The organism is Mesorhizobium sp. M2A.F.Ca.ET.039.01.1.1, from assembly GCF_003998035.1.
Taxonomy (GTDB): domain Bacteria; phylum Pseudomonadota; class Alphaproteobacteria; order Rhizobiales; family Rhizobiaceae; genus Mesorhizobium.
Window position 1 is genome coordinate 1 of sequence record NZ_RZRY01000210.1, and the last position, 9,203, is coordinate 9,203.

Sequence of the window (9,203 nt, forward strand, 5' to 3'; positions counted from 1 at the left end):
CTACCAGGTGGCGACGACGTCGCTGGCGACCTCGGAGGTGGCCTGGCCGATCCGTCATCTCTTACGCAGGCGCAAGGACGTGACGACGCTTCTCGGCACTGTCACCGGTGTCGACCGCGCCGGCAAGCGCGTGCTGCTCGACGACGGCAGTTCGGTCCCTTACGACACGCTGGTCCTCGCCACCGGCGCGCGTCACGCCTATTTCGGCCATGACGAGTGGGAGCCGTTCGCGCCGGGGCTGAAGACGCTCGAGGATGCCACGACGATCCGGCGCCGCATCCTGCTCGCCTTCGAGCAGGCCGAACGCGAAACCGATCCCACCAGGCGCCAGGCGTTGCTGACGTTTGTCATCGTCGGCGGCGGCCCGACGGGCGCAGAGCTCGCCGGCACCATTGTCGAACTCGCGCACGACACGCTACGCGGCGAGTTCCGCAACATCGACACACGCCAGGCGCGCGTCGTGCTGATCGAGGCCGGCGACCGCATCCTGGCAAATTTCGCGCCGCAACTTTCCGACTACGCCCGCAAGGCGCTGGAGCGGCTCGGCGTCACCGTCGAGCTCGGCCGCCCCGTCACCCGACTCGACGCCGAGGGCGTCGTCTTTGGCGACAAGCAGCTACCGGCAAGGACGATCATCTGGGCCGCTGGCGTTGCCGCCTCGTCTGCGGCCGAATGGCTGGGCGCTTCCGCCGACCGGGCGGGCAGGGTGCTGGTCGAACCCGACCTCACCGTGCCGAGCAGCCCGGACATTTTCGTCATCGGCGACACCGCGCATGTGGTGCGGCCGGATGGGAAGCCCGTGCCGGGTGTGGCGCCCTCGGCCAAGCAGGAGGGCAAGCATGTCGCCGCGACGATCAAGGCGCGGCTTGCCGGCGACATCGCCACGCGGCCTTTCCAATACCGTCATGCCGGCGATCTGGCGACGATCGGCAAACGCGCCGCCGCGATCGATTTCGGCTGGATCAAGCTCACCGGCTGGCTCGCCTGGTGGCTGTGGGGCATCGCCCACATCTATTTCCTGATCGACTTCCGCAACCGCCTGGCGGTTTCGCTTAGCTGGCTATGGATTTATCTTACAGGTCAGCGCAGCGCGCGGCTGATCACGCAGGGCGACGACGACAAGAGCTGATGCTCTTGGCGCCGCAGTCGAAGGCTTGGTGACCGGCCCGGAGAAGCGGCCCGGGGCAAAAAGCCGTGAACTCGAAGGACCGTGGCCGCTCCCACTCTGGTTCAAGCCGTCCACATGCGTTAGTTTTAGCCATGCGTTATGTAATCGTCATCGCAGCCATTGCCTTCTTCCTGATCTGGGATGGCCTCTACAATCATGGTCACTATCTCGACGTGACCGTGCGGGAAATGTCGCGCATCGTGCGCCAAGTCACCGGATAAGCCTTGCCGGTTGCATATCGCGGGCGCGACATCGTTGCCGGTTGACGCCCAGGCATCGCTCCCACAAAAACACCGCTGAATCGACGATCACGGAGGTTGGCTTGATCCGGCACATCGTTTTCTTCAGCGTGCGGCGCAAGGAAGATGTCGAGGCCGTGCGCTCGGGCCTGCTGGCGCTAGGCAAGATTCCGCATTCCAAGCATTTCGAAGTGACGCTCAACACCAAGGTCGATCTGTTCTCCAACGCGATCGACGTGGTCGTCTATGCCGAGTTCGAGGACGAGGCGGCGCTTGCCGCCTACAAGGCGCATCCGATTTACGCCGACACGACCAGCAAGGTGAAGCCGATGCGCGAACTGCGCTATTCGGCCGACGTCGTTGCCGCGGCCTGAACCGGCATAGCGCGCATACTGTCGATCCCGCGCCCTTGAACCGCGGGTCGGAATGGGGCAAACCGCGCCGGCATGACCAAAAAATCCGCTCATCCGCTCGACCATCTCGTTCTGCCGGCAGAGAACCTCGATGCCGTCCGCTCGCGCCTGACGTCGCTCGGCTTTGTCGTCGCGCCCACGGGCATCCACCCCTTCGGCACGGAGAATGCCTGCGTCTTTTTCACCGACGGCACCTATCTGGAGCCGCTGGCGATCGGAAATGAACAGGCGGCGGACCTCGCCATAAGCGAAGGCAATGTCTTCGTCGCGCGCGACCGTCTCTACCGTCAAACCCTTGGCGAGGAAGGTTTTTCCGCTGTTGTCTTCGGAACGGCCAATGCCGATGCCGATCATACGCGCTATGTCGAGGCCGGTCTTTCGGCCGGCGGGATGCTGAGCTTCTCGCGCGCCTTTACCGACGCAAACGGCAAAAGCGACATGGCTTCCTTCAAGCTGGCATTCGTATCCGACAAGGAGGCCGACGAGGCCTTCCTCTTCGCCTGCCAGCGCATCAACGCGCCAAAGATCGATCGCACGGCGCTGCAGGCGCACGCCAATGGCGTGACGGGTATTCTCGAAATCATCGCCGTCAGTGACAGGCCCGCAGCCCAGATCGGATTGATCGCGACCGCCGCCGAAGCGGATGCGAGCGATGGCGACGCGGTGCGGCTGCCGAATGCGGTCCTCAGCGTTCTTTCGTGCGAAGACTATGGCTCGCGCTTTGGGCTGAAAGTCGCGCCATCGCCGAACCTGCGCTTCACGGCCATCGTTTTCTCGGTTCGCGACACGGCCGCCGCCAAGCAGCTGCTTGCGGACAACGCAGTCCGACACAACATGAGCGGCAATGATATCGTCGTTCCGCCGGCGCCCGGGCAGGGCGCCGCCTTCATCTTCCGGGAGATCCCATGAGCAAGCCCCTGGCGCCCAATTCATCGGTAACCGTCGGCAAGGTCGTCTTCGCCAACAATGCGCCGCTGTCGCTGATCGCCGGCCCGTGCCAGCTTGAATCGCGCCAGCACGCCTTCGACATGGCCGGCGCGCTGAAGGAACTGACTGACCGTCTGGGCATCGGCCTTGTCTACAAGACGAGCTACGACAAGGCCAACCGCACCTCGCTTTCGGCGACGCGCGGTGCTGGGCTCGATGCGGCGATGCCGATCTTCGACGATCTGCGCAAGGAGTTTGGGCTCCCGGTGCTGACCGACGTCCACACCGAGGAACAATGCGCCATCGTCGCGCCCCACGTCGATGTCCTGCAGATCCCGGCCTTCCTGTCGCGCCAGACCGACATGCTGGTCGCCGCGGCCAAAACCGGCAAAGTCATCAATGTGAAGAAGGGCCAGTTCCTCGCGCCCTGGGACATGAAGAACGTCGTCGCCAAGATCACTGGCTCCGGCAATGCGAACGTGCTCACCACCGAGCGCGGTGTCTCCTTCGGCTACAACACGCTGGTCTCTGACATGCGCGCGTTGCCGATCATGGCCGAGATCGGCGCTCCGGTGATTTTCGACGCGACCCATTCCGTGCAGCAGCCGGGCGGGCAGGGCGGCTCCTCCGGCGGCGAACGGCGCTTCGTCGCGACGCTGGCGCGCGCGGCCGTTGCCGTCGGTGTGGCCGGTGTCTTCATCGAGACCCATCAGGACCCCGACAATTCCACGTCTTCAGACGGCCCTAACATGGTGCCTCTCAAGGACATGCCGGCGCTGCTGGAAAAGCTGATGGCCTTCGACCGCATCGCCAAGGGGCACTGATTGCGGCGACGGACCTCGCGCTGGCTTGTGGGAGTTGGCACTGCCTGGTCGACAGCAAGCAAAAGTCGGGAACCTTCACCCGCTCCTCTCATTGTCAATGCAGGCATTCAATCGAGAGGAGCACCACCATGACCACCCCGTCCGGGCACACTGAAGCCATTGCCGCCTCGCGCGTCATCGGCACGTCTGTCTACAACACGGAAGGCAAGAGCATCGGCAGTATCGAGGACGTGATGCTCGACAAGATGTCGAACGGCATCATGTTCGCCGTGATCGGCTTCGGCGGCTTCCTTGGCATGGGCGAGAAGTACCACGCCATCCCGTGGGCGACGCTTGACTATGACGAGGATCAAGGCGGCTACGTCGTCCCGTTCACCAAGGAGCAGTTGCAGGCCGCGCCCGCCTATTCGATCGAGGAACTGACCGGCGCTGACGGCGAGGCCGCTCGCGATGCTTCATTCCAGTATTATCACGTGAAGCCCTATTGGCATTGACCGCTAGATAGGTGCACTGAAAGCCAAAGGCCCCCGGGCAAAACCCGGGGGCCTTTGGCGTTGAACTACTGCGCCGCTTGGAGCGTCGACAATTCCACCGAGCTCTGCTGCGGTTTCTGGTCGTCGCACGACGTCAGGAACGCCGCCGCGATCAGGAACAAACTCACGATACCGCTCAACTGGGACATGGCGAAACTCCTCCTGTTTCGCCCCGCGCGAACGCGACCATAGACGAGAAGGCCACGCGATGCGCATGACTTATGTTGACAGAAATTTGCGCTTCGTGAATCCGGCCCGCGGCAATAATTGCGGGCGCGCCGATTGCCTTTTGCGCCGCTTTGGCTAAGAGGGGCGCGACGCTTCAATCGATCAATCGGGGACATCGCAAATGACCGCCATCATCGACATTGTCGGGCGTGAAATCCTGGACAGCCGTGGCAATCCGACCGTCGAGGTCGACGTGGTGCTGGAGGACGGCTCGATGGGCCGCGCCGCGGTGCCATCGGGCGCATCCACCGGCGCGCATGAGGCGGTCGAGCTGCGCGACGGCGGGCCGCGTTATCTCGGCAAGGGCGTCCAGCGCGCCGTCGAAGCCGTGAACGGCGAGCTGTTCGAGGCGATCGGCGGCATGGAAGCCGAGAACCAGATCCATATCGACCAGACGATGATCGAGCTCGACGGCACCCCGAACAAAAGCCGCCTCGGCGCCAACGCCATCCTCGGCGTCTCGCTGGCCGTCGCCAAGGCTGCGGCCGAAGCCGCCGGCCTGCCGCTCTACCGCTATGTCGGCGGCGCCAAGGCGCACATCCTGCCGGTGCCGATGATGAACATCATCAATGGCGGCGCCCATGCCGACAATCCGATCGACTTCCAGGAGTTCATGATCCTGCCGATCGGCGCGCCGACGCTGCGTGACGGCGTGCGCTGGGGCTCGGAGATTTTCCACACGCTCCGCAAGAAGCTGAAGGATGCCGGCCACAACACCAATGTCGGCGACGAGGGCGGCTTCGCCCCCAACCTGAAGAGCGCGCCGTCGGCGCTCGATTTCATCATGGAGTCGATCGAGAAGGCTGGCTTCAAGCCCGGCGAGGATGTCGCGCTTGGCCTCGACTGCGCGGCGACCGAGTTCTTCAAGGATGGCAACTACGTCTATGAGGGCGAGAAGAAGACCCGCGATCCGAAGGCGCAGGCCAAGTACCTGGCCAAGCTCGCTTCCGACTATCCGATCATCACCATCGAGGACGGCCTTGCCGAGGACGACTGGGAAGGCTGGAAGTATTTGACCGACCTGATCGGCAAGAAGACCCAGCTCGTCGGCGACGACCTCTTCGTCACCAACACGGCGCGGCTGCGCGATGGCATCCGCATGGGCGTCGCCAATTCGATCCTGGTCAAGGTCAACCAGATCGGCTCGCTGACCGAGACGCTCGACGCGGTCGAGACCGCGCACAAGGCCGGCTACACCGCCGTAATGTCGCACCGTTCGGGCGAGACCGAGGATTCGACCATTGCCGACCTCGCGGTCGCCACCAATTGCGGACAGATCAAGACCGGCTCGCTGTCGCGTTCGGACCGCATGGCCAAGTACAACCAGCTCATCCGCATCGAGGAAGAGCTCGGCAAGCAGGCGCGTTACGCCGGCAAGTCGGTGTTCAAGGGCTGATCCAGCCTGTTTGGAACAGTTTGGAAAGGGCGGGGCATCCCGCCCTTTTTCATTTCCGGCGGTCCTGCAACAGGTCGCCCGTAACCGTCCATTAAGCACAATCGGGCGAAATACGACTCATGGCCGCTTGCGTTCGCGGCCGCGAGGGTTCGGGTCATGTGGACACGTCAGCACAAGCAGAGAAACACCGGCAGGCTGATCATCCCTTCGCTCTGCGCGCTCTTTCTGGCCTATTTCGGCTTCCATGCCTATCACGGCGAGTTCGGCATCTATTCCAAGTACCGGCTCGAGGCCCGGGCGGCCGAACTGCAGGCGCAGCTTGATGCCGTGAAGGCGCGCCGGGTCGATTTCGAGCGCCGTGTCCAGCTGATGCATGAAGGCACGCTGGAAAAGGATATGCTTGACGAGCAGGCCCGAAAGGCGCTCAATTTGTCTCAGCCCGACGAAATCACCATCATGCTGCCCTCCGCGAGGAAATAACCGATTTTCGGTTAATCGCCGTTATTTTCAATGATTCTAATCGCTTAGATGCATGCCAGCCATGCATTTTTCAGCATGGCGCAATGCATCCTTGCATGTTAGCCTCGCGCAAATCGGTGGGGAGACTTTTCGATCTCCCTGAATGTCCGCAAAGAGACGCCAACAGGGAGTGACGCATGGCCACCGCCGCCAAAAAAGCGCCCGCGAAATCCAGATCCGACAACAAATCCAGATCCGACAAGCAGCCCAATCTGTCAGCACCCAAGCCCGCTGATTTCACCAAGGAAGAAGAGCTCTCCGCCTACCGGCATATGCTCTTGATCCGCCGCTTCGAGGAGAAGGCCGGCCAGCTTTACGGCATGGGCTTCATCGGCGGCTTCTGCCATCTCTATATCGGCCAGGAAGCCGTCGTCACCGGCATGAAGATGGCGTTGGTCGAAGGCGACCAGATGATCACCGCCTATCGCGACCACGGCCACATGCTGGCGATGGACCTGTCACCGCGCGGCGTCATGGCCGAGCTCACCGGACGCCGCGGCGGCCTGTCCAAGGGCAAGGGCGGCTCCATGCACATGTTCTCCAAGGAGAAGCATTTCTATGGCGGCCACGGCATCGTCGGCGCCCAGGTGTCGCTCGGCACCGGTCTCGCCTTCGCCAACCGCTACCGCGAGAATAAGAACGTTTCGCTGACTTATTTCGGCGACGGCGCCGCCAACCAGGGCCAGGTCTATGAGAGCTTCAACATGGCCTCGCTGTGGAAGCTGCCGGTGATCTACATCATCGAGAACAACCGCTACGCCATGGGCACGTCGGTGTCGCGCTCGTCGGCAGAGACCGACTTCTCGCATCGCGGCGCTTCCTTCAAGATCCCCGGCATCCAGGTCGACGGCATGGACGTCCGCGCCGTGAAGTCGGCGGCCGACATCGCCACCGAATGGTGCCGCGCCGGCAACGGCCCGCTTATCCTCGAAATGCAGACCTACCGCTATCGCGGCCATTCGATGTCCGACCCGGCGAAGTACCGCTCCAAGGAGGAGGTGCAGAAGATGCGCTCCGAGCACGACCCGATCGAGCAGGTTCGGGTGCGGCTGCTCGACAAGAAGTGGGCAAGCGAGGACGAGCTCAAGGCCATCGACAAGGAAGTTCGCGACATCGTCGCCGACGCCGCCGAATTCGCCCAGAACGACGCCGAGCCGGATCCGTCCGAGCTCTGGACCGACATCGTACTCTAAGGGGAGGGCAAGGACATGCCGATCGAAATTCTCATGCCCGCGCTCTCACCGACGATGGAAGAGGGCAATCTTTCCAAATGGTTGAAGAACGAGGGCGACAAGGTCGTCGCCGGTGACGTGATCGCCGAGATCGAGACCGACAAGGCGACGATGGAGGTCGAAGCCGTCGACGAAGGCACGCTGGCCAAGATCGTCGTTCCCGCCGGCACCGAAGGCGTCAAGGTCAATGCGGTGATCGCCGTGCTCGCGGTCGACGGCGAAGACGTCGACAAGGCCGGCGAAGGCATCGGCGAGGAAGAACCTGCCAAGGCTGAAGCCGCGCCTGCGCCGGCGCCCGCTGCCCCCAAGAGCGAGGCTCCGGCCCCTGTCGCCGCCGCGCCGAAGACGGAAGTAGCGGCCGAGCCGGACATTCCCGCCGGCACCGAGATGGCTTCCACCACGGTGCGCGAGGCGCTCCGCGACGCCATGGCCGAGGAGATGCGCCGCGACGGCGACGTCTTCGTCATGGGCGAGGAAGTCGCCGAGTACCAGGGCGCCTACAAGATCACGCAAGGCCTGCTGCAGGAATTCGGGCCGCGGCGGGTCGTCGATACCCCGATCACCGAGCACGGCTTTGCCGGTGTCGGCGTGGGTGCGGCGATGGCCGGGCTGAAGCCGATCGTCGAGTTCATGACCTTCAACTTCGCCATGCAGGCGATCGACCAGATCATCAACTCGGCCGCCAAGACGCTCTATATGTCCGGCGGCCAGATGGGCGCGCCGATCGTCTTCCGCGGCCCGAACGGCGCCGCCGCCCGCGTCGCCGCGCAGCACTCGCAATGCTATGCCGCCTGGTACAGTCACATCCCCGGCCTCAAGGTGGTGATGCCCTACACGGCGGCCGACGCCAAGGGCCTGCTCAAGGCGGCTATCCGCGATCCGAACCCGGTCATCTTCCTCGAGAACGAGATCCTCTACGGCCACTCCTTCGATGTGCCGAAGCTCGACGACTTCGTGCTGCCGATCGGCAAGGCTCGCATCCACAAGCAGGGCAAGGACGTCACCATCGTCTCCTTCGGTATCGGCATGACCTACGCGGTCAAGGCGGAGGCCGAGCTGCGCGGCATGGGCATCGATGCCGAGATCATCGATCTCAGGACCATCCGGCCGCTCGACTTCGACACGATCATCGCCTCGGTAAAGAAGACCAACCGTCTCGTGGTGGTGGAAGAAGGTTTTCCGCAGAACTCGGTCGGCGACCACATCGCCAACCAGGTCTCGCAGCGCGCCTTCGACTTCCTCGACGCGCCGGTGATCACCATCGCCGGCAAGGACGTGCCGATGCCTTATGCGGCGAACCTCGAAAAGCTGGCGCTGCCCAATGTCGGCGAGGTCGTCGAGGCCGTCAAAGCCGTTACCTATCGCTAAGCCGGTCGGGAGGACATCATGCCAATCAACATCACCATGCCGGCGCTCTCTCCGACCATGGAAGAGGGCAACCTGTCAAAATGGCTGGTCAAGGAAGGCGACAAGGTTTCGCCCGGCGACGTGATCGCCGAGATCGAGACCGACAAGGCGACGATGGAAGTCGAGGCCGTCGATGAAGGCACGGTCGCCAAGCTGGTGGTTCCGGCCGGCACCGAAGGCGTCAAGGTCAACGCACTGATCGCGATCCTGGCCGGTGAGGGCGAGGATGCCGCCGCCGCGGCCAAGAGCGGTGGCAGCGCCGCGCCAAAGGCCGAAGCGCCGAAGGCGGACGCTCCGAAGGCCGAAGCACCCAAGGA

12 protein-coding genes are annotated in these 9,203 nt (G+C 63.5%); 11 read left to right on the forward strand and 1 reads right to left on the reverse strand.

Annotated elements, in window-relative coordinates; genetic code table 11:
* From EOA24_RS17285 to EOA24_RS17305, 6 genes are all read left to right on the forward strand, one after another.
* Positions 1–1,129 (forward strand): NAD(P)/FAD-dependent oxidoreductase (locus tag EOA24_RS17285; RefSeq protein WP_133374536.1); only part of this gene is annotated, 1,129 nt, incomplete at its 5' end.
* A 131-nt stretch (positions 1,130–1,260) separates the two neighbouring features.
* Positions 1,261–1,389: a hypothetical protein gene (locus EOA24_RS43890; RefSeq protein WP_278161972.1), complete on the forward strand. Its 129-nt coding sequence runs from the start codon at positions 1,261–1,263 to the stop codon at positions 1,387–1,389.
* A gap of 101 nt (positions 1,390–1,490) precedes the next feature.
* A complete protein-coding gene (locus tag EOA24_RS17290) occupies positions 1,491–1,781 on the forward strand; it encodes a Dabb family protein (protein WP_126061001.1) in 291 nt (96 codons plus the stop codon).
* 72 nt (positions 1,782–1,853) lie between these two features.
* Positions 1,854–2,729 carry a VOC family protein gene (locus EOA24_RS17295; protein WP_126082773.1) on the forward strand — a complete coding sequence of 292 codons (876 nt, stop codon included), beginning with the start codon at positions 1,854–1,856 and terminating at the stop codon, positions 2,727–2,729.
* Positions 2,726–3,571, forward strand: a complete 846-nt coding sequence (gene kdsA / locus EOA24_RS17300) for a 3-deoxy-8-phosphooctulonate synthase (protein WP_126082772.1) — start codon at positions 2,726–2,728, stop codon at positions 3,569–3,571. Before EOA24_RS17295 ends, kdsA begins: the two co-directional genes overlap by 4 nt.
* Positions 3,572–3,699: 128 nt before the next feature.
* The gene (locus EOA24_RS17305; protein ID WP_126082771.1) at positions 3,700–4,065 is read left to right on the forward strand and encodes a PRC-barrel domain-containing protein; all 366 of its coding nucleotides are present in this window, start codon (positions 3,700–3,702) and stop codon (positions 4,063–4,065) included.
* A gap of 65 nt (positions 4,066–4,130) precedes the next feature.
* Here the strand turns inward: EOA24_RS17305 and EOA24_RS43895 are convergent, their stop codons facing one another.
* A complete protein-coding gene (locus tag EOA24_RS43895; protein WP_280952541.1) occupies positions 4,131–4,253 on the reverse strand; it encodes a hypothetical protein in 123 nt (40 codons plus the stop codon).
* Positions 4,254–4,453: 200 nt separating this feature from the next.
* Here EOA24_RS43895 and eno point away from each other — a divergent pair, with 200 nt between their 5' ends.
* From eno to EOA24_RS17330, 5 genes are all read left to right on the forward strand, one after another.
* The gene (gene eno, locus EOA24_RS17310; protein WP_126082770.1) at positions 4,454–5,728 is read left to right on the forward strand and encodes a phosphopyruvate hydratase; all 1,275 of its coding nucleotides are present in this window, start codon (positions 4,454–4,456) and stop codon (positions 5,726–5,728) included.
* A gap of 156 nt (positions 5,729–5,884) precedes the next feature.
* Positions 5,885–6,208 (forward strand): septum formation initiator family protein, encoded by a 324-nt coding sequence (locus EOA24_RS17315; protein WP_126082769.1) that lies wholly within the window; start codon positions 5,885–5,887, stop codon positions 6,206–6,208.
* Between the two features lie 176 nt (positions 6,209–6,384).
* A complete protein-coding gene (pdhA, locus tag EOA24_RS17320) occupies positions 6,385–7,440 on the forward strand; it encodes a pyruvate dehydrogenase (acetyl-transferring) E1 component subunit alpha (protein ID WP_126082768.1) in 1,056 nt (351 codons plus the stop codon).
* A gap of 15 nt (positions 7,441–7,455) precedes the next feature.
* Entirely contained in the window at positions 7,456–8,847 is a 1,392-nt protein-coding gene (locus EOA24_RS17325; RefSeq protein WP_126082767.1) for a pyruvate dehydrogenase complex E1 component subunit beta, read from the forward strand.
* Between the two features lie 18 nt (positions 8,848–8,865).
* On the forward strand, positions 8,866–9,203 hold a 338-nt coding region (locus EOA24_RS17330), incomplete at its 3' end, for a biotin/lipoyl-containing protein (protein WP_127409927.1).